Genomic DNA, 16,269 nt, shown 5'->3' with positions numbered 1-16,269 from the left:
GTATGAATTCGAAAGGGAAAATATCTGTCATAATGCCGGTTTTTAATGCTGAACAATTTGTTGGGGAGAGCATAAAATCTGTTCTTAATCAGAGTTGGCAGGATTGGGAATTGATCATCATCAACGACGGAAGCAATGATCAAAGTCAAAGTATCATCGACAGTTTTACAGATGAACGTATCAAAAGGGTAAATCAAATTAATGAAGGCGTATCTTCTGCCAGAAATAAAGGCGTGAAGCTATCCGAAGGAAACTATATCTGTTTCTTGGATGCCGATGATGTATTTACCATAGACAGTTTAGAATCCAGAATAGAAATTTTTAAAAGGTCTGAAGAAATTATGTTTGTAGACGGTTCGGTTGAAGTTTATGACAGTCAATTAAATAATTTGCAAAAATCCTGGAAACCCTCATTTCGCGGGGAGCCTTTTAATGATCTTGTTAATTTAAACGGAAAAACATTTTTCGGGCCCACCTGGATGATTCGCAAATCAGGTATTAAGGGAATTCAACTAAATGAATCGATGTCGCATGCTGAAGATTTGCTGTATTATATTGAGGCAGCCAGAAATGGTGGCAAATACGATTATACAGAAGAGGTAATATTAAAATACAGAAGTGGCAATGAATCTGCAATGAAAAATCTCAAAGGACTTGAAAAAGGCTATGAGATCTTAATATCGGAATTGTCCCGAATGGAAGAAATATCTGCTTCTCAACTCATAACTATTAAGAAAAAAATAAAATACATGATGGTAAAGGCTTATTTGAGGGATTTTGACATTTTTTCGGCAATTTCAGTTTATCTAAATAAATGAAAATTGCATACCTGTCATATTGGGGTATAGAAGATGGACTGACCAAAGCAAGTGTTTTTCCAAATATTGAAATATTAGCTTCATTCCATGAAGTATCCGAAATATTCTTATTTACCATTGAGCGATCAGAATTTGAAATAGAACAATTTAAGAATCAGAAAATTATACATGTTCCACTTGTTTCAACATTCAGAAAAATAAGATTTCTGAACAAGCTATCAGACTTTTTAAAATTCCCTCTGCTGATAAATAGACGAATTCAAGACAATGGGATTGATGTATTAATTTGTCGTGGTGCTCCTGCAGGTGCATTGGCACTTAGTATAAGCAAAAATAGCAATGTGCCATTTATTGTAGAATCCTTTGAACCACATGCAGAATACATGCTGGAATCAAAAGTTTGGTCAAAATATTCGCTGAGTTATATTCTGGAAAAAAGATGGGAACAGAGAATAAAAAATCAGGCATTGGCCCTATTGCCGGTATCCATCAATTATCAAAAAAAGTTAATCGAAGAGGGCATTAAAAGGGATGTTTATCTGGCGCCCTGTGCGGTCGACCATTCTGAATTTGAATTTAATTCTGAAATGAGAGATAAAACCAGATTAAATCTAAAGATTGACAAAGATAAAAAGGTTGGTATCTACGTGGGTAAATTTGGCGATATCTATTTAAAAGAAGAATTTTTTGAGCTCATAAAAGAATTAAAAAATCATCTGAAAGATCAATTCTATTTTATCATCTTATCGCCCATGGATAAAAGTGAAATAATGGATTTGTTGAAAAGGCACAAAATTAACTTTCAAAATATTGCCATTTTAAAAGTAGATCACCATGAGGTCCCGAATTATCTATCTGCCGCAGATTACGGCCTTGTGACGGTGAGACCAAGTCCCCATAGGAAGTATTGTTCACCGATAAAAACCGGTGAATACTGGGCGAATGGATTGCCTGTTTTAATCACGGAAGACATCGGTGACGATTCAAGAATAATTACAGAAAAAAATGTAGGCTCTATTATTGATCTGAATGATTTAAAGCATTCGGTGGAAAAATTTATGGGAATTTTTAACAGTAAAAATAGATACAAATGGGCTGAGCAGATAATGCCTTTGGCAAAAACCTTTCGAGGATTTGATTTCACAATAAAGGCCTATCAAAATATAATACAGAAAATTGAAAAAGATTAGTGTCTTATGTCCATATCCAATAGGTCTTGCCCCTTCGCAAAGATTTAGAATTGAGGCTTTTGTACTAAATTCCAATCAAGAGGATGTTGAATTTTCGATCAAGCCTTTTTTATCAGAAAGTGCCTATCAAAGATTATATCTTCCCGGATATACCATTAGCAAGTTCTTTTATGTACTTATGGGCTTTGTAAAAAGATTCGGAGATTTGATTGAATGCCTTTCATCAGATTTCATTCTGATTCACAGGGAAGCCAGCCCTTTGGGCCCGCCTGTATTTGAATGGGTTCTTGCCAAAGTATTGAGAAAGAAAATCATTTTTGATTTTGATGATGCCATTTGGTTAAAAAATACTTCTGATCAAAACAAAATTTCAGCGGGCTTAAAATGGAGTCAAAAATTTATTTCAATCTGCAAATGGTCATATAAAATTGCTGCTGGAAATGCCTATCTGGCTCAAAAAGCCAGAGAATTTAATAATCATGTGATTTTATTGCCTACGGTTGTAAACACAGATAAATCATATATCCCTCAAAAGCAAAGTTCAAATCAAATAACAATTGGCTGGACGGGTTCTCATTCCACTTCATCCTATGTGAATCCAATTTTACCGGTTCTTACAAAGCTGCATGATAACTCTCCCTTTCGTTTTTTATTTATTTCAAATCAGCCACCTGAATTTTCACTTCCTTTTATGGAATACAGAAAATGGAATAAAGAAAATGAAATCCGTGACCTGAATGAAATTGACATAGGTATCATGCCATTGCCGGTCAATGAATGGACAAAAGGCAAATGTGGTTTTAAACTCATACAATATCAGGCGCTTGAAATTCCGGCAGTTTCGACAAATCTCGCACCTAATGACAAAATTGTTATTCAAAATTCTTCTGGATTTTTATGTAATGGTGATGAAGAGTGGCTTCAAGCTCTTGAAAAACTTCTCAACAACAAAGACTTAAGAGACAAGTTCGGAAAATCAGGAAGAAAACAGATAATAAAAAATTATTCCATCGGAGCTTATTCAGACACCTTTTTTAAGCTCTTTTCCTAATTCTTTGATAATCCGCATATATAAAAAGCAAAGCAAGGAGGTAAAATGGCATCAGGGGTATTTTATACCTTGAAAGCGTGCCAAAATTATAACTGGCAATACCAACACCAATGGCCAGCACAATACTAAAAGTCAGGCAAAATATAATTTCGGGATTGGACAGGATTGATCCAATAAAATTTCTAAGCTTTGTTTTAAACAATATAAAAAGGGTAAAAACCAGAAAGAAAAAACTTTCCAATGCAGACAACACCATGATAACATTATTTATCTCCCATGGCCAGGGCCGAAATAACGTCACAACAATGGCACTCGGCATTAGGCTTACAAAATTTCCGATAGACCCGTCCTGGGCTCCTAAAAAATACGCCGACCCGGAACCAGCACCCCAACCGGCATAAATATCCATGGCTGTTATTTTAGCTGTATTTGAAATATTGCTAAGGGCGTATCTTTCATTCTCACTTGTGATCTGGCTAATAATTGTGAATCCCGCTAAACCTGCAATTGCAACAAATAAGGGCGCCATAATTGCTTTTATGGCCAGCGATTTAATATGTGAAAGATTTACAATAAACACCCAAATCAAAAGTGCCGGTAAGAGCGAAATCAGAATGTAAATTTTTATGATGTATAGAAAATACGAACTCACAATAATCAAAATTATGTTTGACACTATCTTATTTCGTCTGATGATTCCAAAATAGAAGCCATAAATGATAAAGCAAGCCGCTGCAAATGAGATGGTATCTTTAAAAAGGCCTGAGCCCCATACCCCAACGGAAGGGATAAAAAAGCAAATAATAAATATTTCAAGATCCAGATTGGGTTTAATATGCTTGAATACCCGGTAGATGGACATGGATGCAAGAAATGATAATAGGGCGAAGAAAATACTTATTCCTAAATAACTGTGGCCACAAAAGAATCCAAAAAAAGCTGAAATCCTGGCAACCATCATACTGGACTCATCTTTGAACCACCACATTTGGACGATATAATCGCTCAATTCGGGATAGAAGACTCCGTGATTAAAGAGCATTTTAATGCCTGAAATTGGATGATCCAGCGTAGCCAGCCAAATTTGTTTGCTGTGATGAAAGAAATTAAAAGTGTCGCCTCCCTTGTAATAGTACTCATACAGCAGTCCGATAAAAAGGGTGGAAAAGATTTTAAAAAACAAGGCCAATTTCCATCGCTTGCCGGTATTTCCCGATTTTAACTGCCAAATATGAAAAATGGCAAATACAATCAATACCATGATTGGGAAAATGAGTAGGTCTTTAAAACCCATAAATTATTATTAAATGATTAGAAAGGCCACCAACCGTCTTCGTAGGCATCCTTCTTTTTAAGATATGCCACAGCATCCTTGTGCAGTTTATCTTTTTTCTCAGTGAGTTGCAATAATTTCCTATATAAAGTAATCGCCTTTTCGGTATCATTCTGTTTATCCGCAATCTCGGCCAAATTTGAAAAGCTATAAAGGTAATAACCTGCATCTTCATCATTGGCTTTTTCTGAGAAATCTATGCATTGTTCAAAATAAGCCTTAGCCTTTTCCAAATTATTGTCTCTTTTATAGTAAATAAATCCAAGAAAAAAGCTGGCATATCTGCCACTAACGGCTTCGTATCCGGGCATTTTGTTATTTAACTTTTCCAGAATCTCAATGGATTCTTCCTTAGCCTTTGACAAATTGCTTTGCGTAAAACACAATCGGGCATAATAACGGTGGAAATAGGCATTATCCGGGAAGGTTTCATGCAAATACTTTCCAAGTTCTATGGCTTTTTCATCTTCATCTTCATAATAATACATCCGCATTAGCCAGTACTGCCCTTCTGTTCTAGTATAAAATGAAGTATGGGCATTATCTTCCAATTGCTTCATTCCCAATTGCTTATCGCCTTTCGGGAAAAACAATAATATGGGTCTGAGAAATTTGTAGTTTTCTTTTACCCATTCAGCATAATAGTTGTACAGACCTTCACCAAATAAAAATTCAGGACTCCAGTCGGTGTATTCCCTGCTTTCCTCGAGATAATTAAGTGCTTTTTTACTTGATAAGGAAGCTTTTCTCCATGCAGCTCTTTCAGAATGCAATCTTGCTACGAAAGCATGACTACCCGCGAGAAAAAAAGCTTTTTCAGCATATGCAGCTCTTTTCCCACCCATTTGCTCGGCTTTTGCGATAGCCGTATCCATATAAGTAAGGAAAATTTCATCGTATTCTGTGTTGTCTACATTTGGCATAATTTTCCACCAATACAAAAGTCCCATGAGAAAATAGGATAGTGGATGCTCCGGATAATCCTGTTTGAGCCATTTGAAACGTTTTCTTGCTTCTTCAAACTTAAAATCGTACATCAGGTTAACAGCTTCTGTTGCCCTTATTCTAACGGCAGGGTTGTTTAATAGAATTTCCTGATCCGGATTCTGAGAATTCGTCTCTAATACTGTTAATAGCGTGATTAATGTAAAAAATAGTATCCTGATTTTCATTGTTATTGCTTAAACGCAGAACATTCAAAATTGATTAAAAATTATCCCGCAAAAATGTAATGATTTTTTGGCTTGATAATTAATAAAGCAATTAATATTCCATTCTTAATAAAAATTTTACTTTTGCGCTCTATTTAAAATCGATCCTAATAGTTTATAAAGACTTATCTATGGAAAACCTAGTTTACGTTATACCGGCATTCGGTGTTTTAGCCTTGTTATTTGTATTGTGGAAATCTTCCTGGGTTTCAAAACAGGAAGTTGGAACTGAGAAGATGAGCAAAATTGCTGATCATATTTCTGTTGGAGCAATGGCATTCCTTAAAGCGGAATATAGGGTTCTGGCAATATTTGTTGTCGCAGTCGCTGTTCTTCTTGCCTTTAAAGGAGCAAATGAAGCCAATTCAAGTGCTTTAGTGTCTCTATCATTTATTGTTGGCGCAATCTGTTCTGCCTTAGCAGGTTTTATGGGAATGCGTGTGGCTACTAAAGCCAATGTCAGAACAACTAATGCTGCAAGAACTTCTTTGGGTAAAGCTCTGGAAGTTGCATTTGGTGGAGGATCAGTGATGGGTATGGGTGTTGTAGGCCTTGGTGTCTTAGGCCTTAGTGTCCTTTTCATTGTTTATTCAAATATATTCGGACTTGGCGATAAAGATAGTGTTTCCACAGTGCTTAATGTACTAGCTGGATTCTCACTTGGAGCTTCCTCTATTGCACTTTTTGCTAGAGTTGGGGGAGGTATTTATACGAAGGCGGCCGACGTTGGTGCTGACCTAGTAGGAAAAGTTGAAGCGGGAATTCCGGAAGATCACCCTTTAAATCCGGCTACAATTGCCGATAATGTTGGAGACAATGTTGGTGATGTTGCAGGAATGGGAGCCGACCTTTTTGAATCCTATGTCGGTTCAATCATCGGTACAATGGTTCTTGGTGCTGCTTTTGTCACAGTAACTGATTTCCCATTGGATGGGCTTGGTGCGGTCGTTTTACCACTTGCTCTTGCAGCTGTAGGAATATTAATGTCAATTCTGGGAACATTCTTTGTTAAGGTTAAAGAAGGTGGAAGTCCTCACGCGGCTTTGAATACAGGAGAGTTTGGTTCTGCCATTGTTATGGTGATTGCCTCTTATTTCATAATACACCATTTCCTTCCGGCTTCATGGACTTTAGGAGAAACAGAATATACAGCGAATGGTGTTTTCTTCGCTACACTTGCAGGCTTGATTGCCGGATTAGGTATCGGTAAAATCACAGAATTTTATACCGGAACAGGAACAAAACCTGTCACCTCAATTGTAAGACAATCGGTTACGGGATCTGCCACAAATATTATTGCTGGACTTGGAGTTGGTATGATGAGTACTGCCATCCCAGTAATGCTCATCGCAGCTGCAATTTTGATTTCCTACACATTTGCTGGACTTTATGGTATTGCTATTGCCGCAGTAGGAATGCTTGCCAATACCGGAATTCAATTGGCTGTCGATGCATACGGACCAATTTCTGATAATGCAGGGGGAATCGCTGAAATGGCTGAGCTTCCAAAAGAAGTTAGAGAAAGAACAGACAATCTTGATGCTGTTGGAAATACTACAGCTGCAATCGGTAAAGGATTCGCGATTGGATCTGCTGCATTAACTGCTTTGGCATTATTTGCAGCATTTATGCAACAAGCTAATCTAAGCATTATTAACATAGCCGAACCAAAAGTAATGGCTGGTCTGCTTATTGGTGCCATGCTTCCGTTTGTCTTTTCAGCACTAAGTATGAATGCCGTAGGAAGAGCAGCGATGTCAATGATCGAAGAAGTAAGACGACAATTCAAAGAAATCCCGGCTTTAGGCGCTGCGCTAGATGTGATGAAAAGAAATGAGGGTAAAGATCAGGCTGACTGGTCGCAGGCAGATAAAGATACTTTTGAAGCAGCTGATGGAGTGGCAGAATACGATAAATGTGTTGAAATTTCGACAAAAGCTTCGATAAAGGAAATGGTATTCCCTGGTCTTCTGGCCATTGTGGTACCAGTTTTTGTTGGTTTTGTTCCCGGTGGTGGTCCTCAAATGCTTGGCGGATTATTAGCAGGTGTGACCTCCGCAGGTGTATTAATGGCAATTTTCCAATCAAACGCAGGCGGCGCATGGGACAATGCAAAGAAAATGATCGAAGGTGGCGTTGAAATCAATGGAACAAAATATGGAAAGGGTTCTGACCCTCATAAAGCAGCTGTTGTTGGAGATACCGTTGGAGATCCGTTTAAAGATACTTCAGGACCTTCCCTAAATATTCTTTTAAAATTGATGTCTGTTGTGGCTTTGGTAATTGCACCTTCTATTGCAATTCCACTTGTCGATTCAGCTGAAAGTCAATTGATCCCTGAGAACTCAATTGAAATGACAATTCAGGAAGAAGAGGTAAGCGCGGTTGAAGATAGCAAAGAAGAATTAACGATGATCGAAGAAAAAAGCATCGAAGCATCTACAGCTAAATCTCTTGTCGCAATCGAAAATTCGGATTTATAATCATTTTATATTTATAAAATTGTAAAATTGGCCTTTTTTAAAAAAGGCCTTTTTTTATGCCCGAAATTCACGGTAAAAAATTTGAATTGTATATTTCTGAAGAAGAAATCAAGGAAAGGCTTAAGAGCCTCTCAGAGCTGATTCAAAAGGATTATAGTAGTTCGACTCCTCTTTTCATTTCTATTCTAAACGGTGCCTTTATTTTTACCGCTGACCTTGTTCGCGAGATTCAGGCTGAGGTAGAATTAAGCTTTGTAAAAGTGAAAAGCTATCACGGAACTCAGTCGAGTGGAAATGCCAAAACAATGATCGGTTTGGGAATCGACATCAGGGATAAAGATGTTATTATAATTGATGACATTATCGATACCGGCCATACCTTTAATTACCTGATTGAGCTATTGAAAAAAAGTCAACCAAGATCAATAAAGACTTGCTGTCTCCTATTTAAAAAAGAATCCTTCACGGAAAACTTTCAAATTGACTATATAGGATTTGAAATTGACAATAGATTTGTGGTAGGATATGGACTTGATTACGATGAAATAGGCAGAAATTTAAAAGATATCTATGCGCTTGCCGAGTAATATGGATAAATCATATCTGCGAACTTTCATTATAGTACTTCTGGCAATTTGTACAGTTACTCTATTGGACTCCTGTAAAAGTTCCAAAAAAAGAAATTCAGTAAAAAGCAATTCAGCGATTAAATTATCTCGAAAAAAGAAAAAAAGGTTAAACCAATCCGTTATCCTGACTTCAAAAAAATTTATTGGCACACCTTATAAGTGGGGAGGTACCACCAGAGCCGGAATGGATTGTTCGGGCCTGTTGTATACTTCTTATCAATTGAACAATATATCCATTCCAAGAAGCTCTGCCGCACAGGCAAATTTTGGTAAAAAAGTAGGCATTCACAGTTTGAGAGAAGGCGATTGGGTATTTTTTGCAACGGGTAAAAAAAGACGCAAAATTACGCATGTAGGCTTGGTTACAGATATCAGAGGCCATGAAGATGTGAAGTTTATTCATGCCAGCACTTCATTGGGTGTCACAGAAAGTCAATTATTTTCTGATTATTGGCGTAAAAAATATATCAAAGCCATAAGGCCGTTTAGATAGTTGGACTATATTTGCACCACAATTTTGAATAACAATAAGTCTGGACTTTTAGGGCGGCACCCTACTAAGCTTCAGCGCCGTGCTTCGCCAAAGCGGCTTAGCGACGGCAAGAAATAGGGGGATTAGCCCTGAAGTAATTTGCTTCGCAAATAATTCAGGACTTCGCTCAGTTTTCATAGAATAAGTCTATGAAGAAAACATTTTTTGTTGAAGTTATTTGGGTTTACCCGACGTAGTTTCAGCGCCGTGCTTCGCCAAAGCGGCTTCGCGACGGCAAGAAGTAGGGGGATTAGCCCTGAAATAATTTGCTCCACAAATAATTCAGGACTCTGCTTCACAATTGCATTGAAAAAGTCAATGGGAAAAGAGATCAGCTTGCGAATTTAATTCTCGTACGCTGTACTCAACACTTAATATGGGGGATTAGCTCAGTTGGCTAGAGCGCTACGCTGGCAGCGTAGAGGTCGTGAGTTCGAATCTCACATTCTCCACTTAGTTCATTAACAATTTCGTTTGTTGAGAATCTAAATATCATTGCTTAAACTCACGAACTTGGTCATCCCTGCCTGCCGGTAGGCAGGGGTTCGAATCCGATATTCTCCACAATTTATTCATAAAGCTTCCATGAGAAGTTTACCCCGAATAAGTGATACGCATTTCGGGGAATCTGACATTTATCCAAATTTGAAACAAGCGGCACATTCCAATATTAGAATCCTCCACTAAAAGCAATAAACTCCTTGTAAAGGAAAAACTATAGCTTCCGAGGGCTTAATTAATTTAAATTAAACTTAGGTGAACTGGGCTGTTCAGCCTTTTGCAGGTTTTCTTGTACCGGAATCCTTAGAAGAAATCTGCTCACGAAACTCCCTGCCCATTTTTTTGGCCAGGTTTTCAAAGGCGGCGTAAAGCGATTTCAAAGATTCTTTTGATTTTGTTCTTATATGCATGTCAAAGGTATTTTCTTAAGCTATTCAGTAATTGTAACCGTATTTTCCTTCAGCTCGTAACTCAATCCCATCGATGAACAAACGATTTCCATTGAAGTTTGAATCTTGGCCTTTTTAAATACGCCTGAGAAGTTTTTGCCTTCAATGGGCACCTCTACGCTAATATCAACATTATAATATTGGCTCAAACTCTCAAACACATCGGACAATGATTCTTGCTCAAAATAAAATAAACCGTTTTTCCAGGCGGCAATCTTTTCTTTATTAAACGCAAAAGGATCAACTAAATTATTATTTACCAAGGAAGTAGCCATCCCCTCGCTGAGTAAAATTTCGTTCTGATCATTAGATTTAACCGAAACCCTGCCTTCAAAACAAAAGACTTTAAATTTTTCTTCGTCTTCTTCAATATTAAATTCAGTACCCAATACTTCAACACTTCCATTTCGGGTCATGACTTCAAAGGTATTTCCAGACTCAACATCAAAATAAGCATGGCCTTTTAAAAGTACATTTCTATCTAGATTCCAGAAATATTTATTGAATGAAACCTCGGAGTTCTGATCCAAAACTATTTCAGAACCATCCGGCAATTCTATTTCAATAATATCCGTTCCGGCAATATGGGTTTGTGTACCGGCGCTCTTTAATACAAAAAATGATATACCAAGAATGACAATAATTGAAGCTGCCCATTTTAATAAAGGCATTTTAATTACTACTGTTTTTGGTTTAAAATCTATTTCTGACCGCAGTCTTTCCCATGCCTGCTTTTTGGTCAAATTTTCTTCAACTTCAAAATGCGAGCTGCTTTCAAGTATTTTCTTATCTAAATCTTGCTTTTCCACTATTTAATCTTTCAATAGGATTACAATCTTTTCCTTTCTTACCCTACTATGGAACTACCCTAAAGTAAACTGTATCCGAATTTATTGCAGTAAATATGCCTAAACCATTTACAACACTCTGATTCAATTTATTGTAACTTCCCTGCACCGGGTTGTTGTACAAGTCGTAAAAATCCTTTGTAATATGATGTAATACAATTCGATGTCTGCCAAAGTAGCCAACAGATGGATAGGAAATTTCTATTTCCGAGCCACTGATTGGAAAACCAATTCGGTTTACATATGGGTTTGCAGGATCGGAATTAATTCTATCATCATTTATCTTCTGAGGGTTTCTACTTGCTGTATCAATTTCAATTAAATAATAATCGGGGTCATTTTCCGGGGTCCAGCTCATCGTGATTCTATTTGGAATTGCATCTACAATATAATTGATTTTCAAATCGGGATTGCTTAATTCTATTTCCTGAGTTCTATTGGGTACTGTGGTAATGGCATAAATCTGTTCTCCATTGTAATTGATCTTCAATTCAAGAATGTCTTCCTCACCAAGTTTTAGTGCTCTTGAATCCAGCTTAAAAACTCCGGTAGATTCAAATTCGGGAAATAAAACTACATTTTTACTGAGGTTTGATATTTGAGTGTTTTGGGGGGTTATTAAAGGCGAACTGTCACTTTTGCTTAATGGCGAAAAAAGTCGAATCTCGATGGTATTATTCTCCTGCCCGTGCATAATAAATGACTCGATAAGAATTTTATCATTTAGATCTGTGCGCAGTTCTTCTCTGCAGGAATTAAATCCAATTAAGACTAAAATCAATGCTATTATTAAATGGCCGCGCATTAAAATCTAATTTTCAAACTGATGTTAGGTGTAAAACCCAATAAAAATAAATCACTTTGTATATAATTGGTATTGCCAATGGTATTTTCAACTACCTGTATATCCTGATCAATTTGCCTGAATCTTCTGAATTTCACATTTTTTCTGTCGTAAAGATTAAATATGGAAAAGCCTATTTCACTGTCAAGTTTTCCAATCTTTTGTTTGTAATTAAGTGAAATATCGAGTCTGTGATAATCGGGCAGTCTGAATGAATTAATATCGCTCACATATAATACCTCAATATCGCCATCTGCCGGATTATTTATATTGAAATTTCCTAATGGAGCTGTGTAGGGTCGTCCTGATCCGTAAATCCAAACTGCTGAAACTTCAAATTTCCGATAGGTAAACATGTTTACAAATTTAATCTCATGTCGTTGATCCTGATTTGAGGGATACTTTTCGCTGTCGTTCAATTCTTCAAACTGATTTTCGCTAAAGCTGTAGGCGTAACTGATCCAACCATTAAAATATTTTCCTTTTCTCTGAAGTATGAATTCCACACCCTTCGACTCACTTGTACCACGGAAATACGGGGAATATTCAGGGGCATCATTAGCGAAAATACCTTCCGGAGGAATGTACTCAAGAACCCCTCTGTCCCATTTTTGATATATTTCCATATCAAAGGTCCAATGCATATTGAAATTGTAATTAAATCCTGCTATTAGATGATCCGAACTCAAAACCGGGATATTCTCTTCATCTGAAAGCACCCAAAAGTCAGGGTTACTTGCGAAAATATTTCGTCTTAAAACACGACTAACCACCTGATTATATCTTCCGTAAGCACCCTTTAATGTAAATCCATTGAAAAGCTTGTAATTGACATTCAACCTTGGTTCAAAGAATAAATGCCTTGTAATGTCATAATAATTTATGCGCAATCCGGGCACAATTTCGGTTCGGCTTCCCAATCTGAACCTGTTCTGAACATAAGCGGCAGTCTGATTTCCCCTTTCACTTAACTCTTCCGTAAAAATGCTATCGTTAAATACAGAATAGGAAATAGCATTGTTAGTGATCAGCATTCCAAACTCCAATTGATTATTACTCGAATAATTCCAACCATTGTCAATTTTTAATGATACATCATCGACATCATTCTTTTGTTCAAAAATTACAAGTTCATCAAGATTCTCATTTTGATCTGTAAATTCTTTAGTAGCTCCATATGTCACTCTGGAAAAATAATTGGAATAGCCAAGGCTAAAATCAGAATAGAAATTTTTCTCCCATTGTTTACTGTAAGTTAAGCCCGCTCCAATGTTTCCCCATCGGGTTCGGTTTTCAGTATTAAAGGTAAGGTTTGGAAAATCGGAGGTATTATCAATTTTTAAGATGTCCCTTCCGTGATAAAAACTAAAAGCTATTTTTTCATTCTCAGAAAAGCGATGCGTTAATTTTGTATTTAAATCGTAAAAATTAAAAATGGGATTGAGCTCATCATAACTTCGATAAATGTTGGTCGGCTCAGCATTCAAATCATTGTTTAATACGTTCTCGATTAATTCCTTGTAAGACCTCGTTGGAAAAAAATCGGTCATTGACCGCCGCGCCGCAAAGAAGAAATTGGTTTTTTTCCCAATTGGCACTTCTGCCAAAGCGTTAAAACCAATGAAATTCAATCCCAGTCCAAAAATAGGTTTTTCACTACTCCCCGACTTGCCAGTAATATCCAATACTCCTCCTACTCTACCCCCGTATTTGGCCTCAAAGCCTCCTTTAAAAACCTGTATGTTTTTAATGGAATTGTTATTGAATGCACTGAAGATGCCAAAAAAATGATCCAGGTGATATACGTTAAATCCATCAAAGAGAATCAAATTGTGATCGGGGGCGCTGCCTCTAATGTTAATACTTGAAGCCGTTTCAAATGTGCCATTAATACCTGGCAAGAGCTGAATGGATCTGAAAATATCTACTTCACCGAGATTTGGCAGATTTTCCATCTGTGCCGGATTGATACTAATTTTACTGACATCATCACCAAGACTTACTAATTGATTTGGATTTCCTTCTACCAGCACTTCATTTAACACAGCATTGTCGGATGAAAGAGAAACCCTGAGATTCCCAGTTTTTTCGAGCGATTCGATATTAATATTCTCCTTGCCGTATCCCAAATAGAAAATTTCTATTCTCCCTTTGGAAACCGGTATATCTTTTATTGAAAAGAATCCATTGACATTGCTGGTTGAAACCAGGTCACCGGGAGTGAATTTTATCAATGCATAGGGCAATCTTTCTCCCGTCAATGAATCAAATACGAATCCCGATAAATTATAGGTTTTATTGAGTACGGGAAGTTGGTCCTCCGGTATTTCCTCTTCAGGTTTTATTATAATGGTTTCATCCAGTATATAAAAAGAAAGGCCCACCGGCCTTAAATATTGAATCAAAAAATCTATGAGTTGTGTGTTATTGATCGCTTTGTTCACATTCACCTTTGAAAGCCTTCTCTCGTCAAAAGCAAATTGCAGATCATATTTGGATTGTATTTCTTTTAAAACGGCATTTAGATTTTTACCACTGAAATCGCCATTTATTTTTAATTCCAGATTTTGAGCATGAGAAATAAAGGGCTTAAATAAAGCCAGCAGTAGGATCAATAGAATTAATCTGAGTTGACACACGAATCAGATTATTGAATAATTATAGCAGTCTTTTTGTTTTGCTTATCCTGAAAACTATAGCTTAAGCCAAGGGCAGAGCATACTGTTTCCAATGAACTATCGATATTGCTGATAGGGAAATATCCAGTAAATAAATAATCCTTTTCAGCTTTTAATTCAATTTCTATATTGTATTGTCTCTCCAATTCTTCAATAACGCCGGCAAGACTTTCGGAATCAAAATTGAAGTAGCCTTTTTTCCAGGTCGCTACATAATTATTTTTATTGTTGATTTTGGCCAAATTATTATTTAGAACATTTAATTCTGCACTTTCATTTTTAACCAAAATAATTTTTTGATCATCCACTGCTACTTCCACTTTACCGGTTTTACAATCCACACGAAACTGATTAGCTCGGTCTTTCACATTAAAGGAAGTCCCTAAAACTCTAACTTTTCCCGATTTTGTAGAAACAATAAAATCACTGCCTTTTTCCACTTCAAAATATGCCTCACCTTCCAATGAAACACGTCTATCCCAATACCAGGAAACGGGATTATACTCAACTTTTGAGTCGGCATTTAATGTAATTTTAGAATGATCGGGTAATTCCACTGTCTTATATTGCGCCAACTGGGTTATAACTTCATTCGGAATAAACAATCTTACCGAAAAGTACAAGGCCACCAATAGCAACGAAATAGAAGCCGCAATAGCCATCGGATATTTTCTTATAAAGGGTAAAGAAACCACTCTGCCGCTTCCGGATTTTTTTGATTCATATTCAAGGATTTCAGCATCCGATTTGCTCAAAAAGAATTCAAGTTCATCAAATGAGGCCTCCTTAAAACATCTTCCTCTTAATCTTTTTGTGAATTGCTTTCCGGATTCAAGCTCCTCAAGCATTTTTTGAATGGTCTTATATGCTAAACTTTCCTTTGCCATATACTATACTTTAACCTGAAGTTTTGTATTTAGTTCCTTCAAGGCCTGACTCATGCGTTTTTCTATTGCTTTTACACTAAGACCCAAACGGTCCGCTATTTCATTGTAAGTAAGCTTATCAATTCGATTCATTAAGAATACAATTCTCTGTTTTTCAGGCAGTTCTGAAATTACCTCCTGAAGTTTGAGATCAAATTCCTTTTGAATGAGCAAATGCTCAGGCGATTCGAATTCGTGTCTTTCTATAAAAGCGTTTTTAAAGTTATAAACAATCTTCAAATGTTTTAAATAATTAAGAGAAAGATTATTCGCAATTGTAAAGCAGAGGTATTTGACTTTTTCAGGAATGATTTCAGACCTTCTTTCCCAAACTTTAATAAATACATCCTGGCATATGTCTTCAGCTAATTGTATATCACCGGTTTTATAATAGATGAAATTTCGTACGGATTCATAGTTTTCATTGAACAGATTCTCAAATTCTGTTTTATCAAAATTACTACCGCTTCTATTGTTATTGTCCAAGTTGATTTTAAAAGAAAATTATCATTTATTGTATGTAAAAATGGGCGTATTGAACAAGAGTATCATGAATAAATGTCATGAATAATTTTATTTTACTATTAAATCTTACATTAAACTTAATCTCAATAAAAGCGTCATAACATTTAAACATTATTTATTAGCCTCGCATGACTATATTTCCCTTTTCAATTACTATTTTTCTTACATATAGTGTCTTTTTACATTTAATAACCAAAAGCCGCTTTAAAACATGATTAGATTAACATGTTCAAGTGAGTTTATGAAATAAT

Annotated in this window: 14 protein-coding genes and 1 tRNA gene; 7 read left to right on the top strand and 8 right to left on the bottom strand. The window is 36.4% G+C overall.

What is annotated here, in order from left to right; translation table 11 throughout:
- Positions 1–2 precede the first annotated feature (2 nt).
- Genes HZR84_10535 through HZR84_10525 form a run of 3 tightly spaced genes read left to right on the top strand, consistent with a single transcriptional unit; the run spans position 3 to position 3,059 of the window.
- Positions 3–818, top strand: coding sequence for a glycosyltransferase family 2 protein (locus HZR84_10535; GenBank protein ID QNL22357.1), 816 nt, complete (start codon positions 3–5; stop codon positions 816–818).
- Entirely contained in the window at positions 815–2,008 is a 1,194-nt protein-coding gene (locus tag HZR84_10530; protein QNL22356.1) for a glycosyltransferase, read from the top strand. Before HZR84_10535 ends, HZR84_10530 begins: the two co-directional genes overlap by 4 nt.
- Positions 1,995–3,059, top strand: a complete 1,065-nt coding sequence (locus HZR84_10525; GenBank protein ID QNL22355.1) for a glycosyltransferase — start codon at positions 1,995–1,997, stop codon at positions 3,057–3,059. Before HZR84_10530 ends, HZR84_10525 begins: the two co-directional genes overlap by 14 nt.
- Here the strand turns inward: HZR84_10525 and HZR84_10520 are convergent.
- Positions 3,043–4,353: a hypothetical protein gene (locus tag HZR84_10520; protein ID QNL22354.1), complete on the bottom strand. Its 1,311-nt coding sequence runs from the start codon at positions 4,351–4,353 to the stop codon at positions 3,043–3,045. The genes HZR84_10525 and HZR84_10520 overlap by 17 nt on opposite strands.
- 17 nt (positions 4,354–4,370) lie before the next feature.
- Positions 4,371–5,564, bottom strand: a complete 1,194-nt coding sequence (locus tag HZR84_10515; protein ID QNL22353.1) for a tetratricopeptide repeat protein — start codon at positions 5,562–5,564, stop codon at positions 4,371–4,373.
- A gap of 170 nt (positions 5,565–5,734) precedes the next feature.
- Here HZR84_10515 and HZR84_10510 point away from each other — a divergent pair, with 170 nt between their 5' ends.
- From HZR84_10510 to HZR84_10495, 4 genes are all read left to right on the top strand, one after another.
- The gene (locus HZR84_10510; protein ID QNL22352.1) at positions 5,735–8,086 is read left to right on the top strand and encodes a sodium-translocating pyrophosphatase; all 2,352 of its coding nucleotides are present in this window, start codon (positions 5,735–5,737) and stop codon (positions 8,084–8,086) included.
- Between the two features lie 56 nt (positions 8,087–8,142).
- On the top strand, positions 8,143–8,673 hold the full coding sequence (gene hpt, locus HZR84_10505) for a hypoxanthine phosphoribosyltransferase (protein ID QNL22351.1): 531 nt from the start codon (positions 8,143–8,145) through the stop codon (positions 8,671–8,673).
- 1 nt (position 8,674) lies between these two features.
- Positions 8,675–9,208, top strand: a complete 534-nt coding sequence (locus tag HZR84_10500) for a C40 family peptidase (GenBank protein QNL22350.1) — start codon at positions 8,675–8,677, stop codon at positions 9,206–9,208.
- 417 nt (positions 9,209–9,625) lie between these two features.
- Positions 9,626–9,699, top strand: a tRNA-Ala gene (locus HZR84_10495).
- Between the two features lie 318 nt (positions 9,700–10,017).
- Here HZR84_10495 and HZR84_10490 read toward each other — a convergent pair.
- The 6 genes from HZR84_10490 to HZR84_10465 are packed head-to-tail and all read right to left on the bottom strand — an operon-like array spanning position 10,018 to position 15,979.
- On the bottom strand, positions 10,018–10,158 hold the full coding sequence (locus HZR84_10490) for a hypothetical protein (protein ID QNL22349.1): 141 nt from the start codon (positions 10,156–10,158) through the stop codon (positions 10,018–10,020).
- A 20-nt stretch (positions 10,159–10,178) separates the two neighbouring features.
- Positions 10,179–11,006 carry a FecR family protein gene (locus HZR84_10485; GenBank protein ID QNL22348.1) on the bottom strand — a complete coding sequence of 276 codons (828 nt, stop codon included), beginning with the start codon at positions 11,004–11,006 and terminating at the stop codon, positions 10,179–10,181.
- 46 nt (positions 11,007–11,052) lie between these two features.
- Complete coding sequence (locus HZR84_10480; protein QNL22347.1) at positions 11,053–11,850, bottom strand: DUF4249 family protein; 798 nt, start codon at positions 11,848–11,850, stop codon at positions 11,053–11,055.
- Positions 11,850–14,504, bottom strand: coding sequence for a TonB-dependent receptor plug domain-containing protein (locus HZR84_10475; GenBank protein ID QNL22346.1), 2,655 nt, complete (start codon positions 14,502–14,504; stop codon positions 11,850–11,852). The genes HZR84_10480 and HZR84_10475 overlap by 1 nt, the downstream gene beginning before the upstream one ends.
- Before the next feature lie 32 nt (positions 14,505–14,536).
- On the bottom strand, positions 14,537–15,454 hold the full coding sequence (locus tag HZR84_10470) for a FecR family protein (protein QNL22345.1): 918 nt from the start codon (positions 15,452–15,454) through the stop codon (positions 14,537–14,539).
- A 3-nt stretch (positions 15,455–15,457) separates the two neighbouring features.
- Complete coding sequence (locus HZR84_10465) at positions 15,458–15,979, bottom strand: RNA polymerase sigma-70 factor (GenBank protein QNL22344.1); 522 nt, start codon at positions 15,977–15,979, stop codon at positions 15,458–15,460.
- Positions 15,980–16,269 lie beyond the last annotated feature (290 nt).

The sequence above is a fragment of the Hyphobacterium sp. CCMP332 genome (assembly GCA_014323545.1).
Classification (GTDB): domain Bacteria; phylum Bacteroidota; class Bacteroidia; order Cytophagales; family CCMP332; genus CCMP332.
This window is presented reverse-complemented; position numbering and strand designations above follow the sequence as displayed.

What these genes read in the sequence shown, in the direction of transcription:
- HZR84_10535 (QNL22357.1), top strand. Translation starts at nt 3, where the DNA reads ATGAATTCGAAAGGGAAAATATCTGTCATAATGCCGGTTTTTAATGCT.
- HZR84_10530 (QNL22356.1), top strand. Translation starts at nt 815, where the DNA reads ATGAAAATTGCATACCTGTCATATTGGGGTATAGAAGATGGACTGACC.
- HZR84_10520 (QNL22354.1), bottom strand. Translation starts at nt 4,353, where the DNA reads ATGGGTTTTAAAGACCTACTCATTTTCCCAATCATGGTATTGATTGTA.
- HZR84_10515 (QNL22353.1), bottom strand. Translation starts at nt 5,564, where the DNA reads ATGAAAATCAGGATACTATTTTTTACATTAATCACGCTATTAACAGTA.
- HZR84_10510 (QNL22352.1), top strand. Translation starts at nt 5,735, where the DNA reads ATGGAAAACCTAGTTTACGTTATACCGGCATTCGGTGTTTTAGCCTTG.
- hpt (QNL22351.1), top strand. Translation starts at nt 8,143, where the DNA reads ATGCCCGAAATTCACGGTAAAAAATTTGAATTGTATATTTCTGAAGAA.
- HZR84_10500 (QNL22350.1), top strand. Translation starts at nt 8,675, where the DNA reads ATGGATAAATCATATCTGCGAACTTTCATTATAGTACTTCTGGCAATT.
- HZR84_10490 (QNL22349.1), bottom strand. Translation starts at nt 10,158, where the DNA reads ATGCATATAAGAACAAAATCAAAAGAATCTTTGAAATCGCTTTACGCC.
- HZR84_10480 (QNL22347.1), bottom strand. Translation starts at nt 11,850, where the DNA reads ATGCGCGGCCATTTAATAATAGCATTGATTTTAGTCTTAATTGGATTT.
- HZR84_10470 (QNL22345.1), bottom strand. Translation starts at nt 15,454, where the DNA reads ATGGCAAAGGAAAGTTTAGCATATAAGACCATTCAAAAAATGCTTGAG.